This window comes from Actinocorallia libanotica (assembly GCF_039525175.1).
GTDB lineage: Bacteria > Actinomycetota > Actinomycetes > Streptosporangiales > Streptosporangiaceae > Actinocorallia > Actinocorallia libanotica.
The window spans coordinates 1-927 of the sequence record NZ_BAAAHH010000112.1 but is presented as its reverse complement, the minus strand read 5'-3'; the positions used below and the strand labels follow the sequence as shown (position 1 = coordinate 927).

At 67.0% G+C, this 927-nt stretch carries 1 protein-coding gene; it reads left to right on the top strand.

What is annotated here, in order from left to right; all coding sequences use genetic code 11:
• The first annotated feature begins 137 nt into the window (after positions 1-137).
• On the top strand, positions 138-911 hold the full coding sequence (locus ABD140_RS39895; RefSeq protein ID WP_344248277.1) for a transposase family protein: 774 nt from the start codon (positions 138-140) through the stop codon (positions 909-911).
• Positions 912-927: the final 16 nt, after the last annotated feature.

Here is a 927-nt window from a genome sequence, read left to right as displayed (position 1 = left end):
TGAGCCTTTTCCAGCAGCCTTCCGAGGCTGTTGATCACAGCATGGTCACGGACGGAGCGGTCGGCCCTGGACGTGAAGAAGCCCCTGGTAGGACGGGTGGTCTCTGATCTCCACACGCCCCCGACCAGAGGCTTCGCATGCTGTTCTATCGCTCTTCGCTGCCGTTGTCGCGCTCGACCCTGGATTACGTGACCCGTCTGATCCGCCGGCACCGCACGAAGCTGCGGAGCAAGGGCCGGGCCCTGCCGCCGGGGAAGCAGGCGCTCATGACGGTCGCGTATCTGAAGAACGGTGAGACGTTCGCGCAGCTCGCAGCAGGTTTCGGAGTCGGGACCACGACCGCGTGGCGCTACATCAACGAGACCGTCACGCTGCTGTCGGCCCGCTCACCCGGACTCGAGCGCGCGCTGGCGAAAGCCAAGAAGGACCAACTGCGCCACCTGGTCCTGGACGGCACCCTCATCGCCATCGATCGCCTGGCCGCCGACCGGCCGTTCTACTCCGGTAAGCACAAGAAGCACGGCGTGAACCTGCAGGTCATCGCCGGACCCGACGGCCAGGTCGTGTGGGTGTCCGGAGCAGTCCCGGGCTCGATCCACGACCTGACGGCCGCCCGGAACTGGGGCATCATCCGCGCCCTGGCGGCCTGCGGGCTGATCGTCCTGGCCGACAAGGGCTACACCGGAGCAGGCCCGCACATCCTGACGCCCTACAAGGGCAAGGACAAGCCGGAGACACAGAAGCGAGCGAACCGCTCCCACGCCAAGCTCCGCGGCCCCGGCGAACGCGCGAACGCGCAGCTCAAGTCATGGAAGATCCTGGCCAGGCTCCGCTGCTGCCCCCACCGCGCCGGCCACCTCGCCAAAGCCATCCACGTTCTTCACAACCGCGAGGCCGCCATCGCCGCGTGATGGAAAAGACTCACTG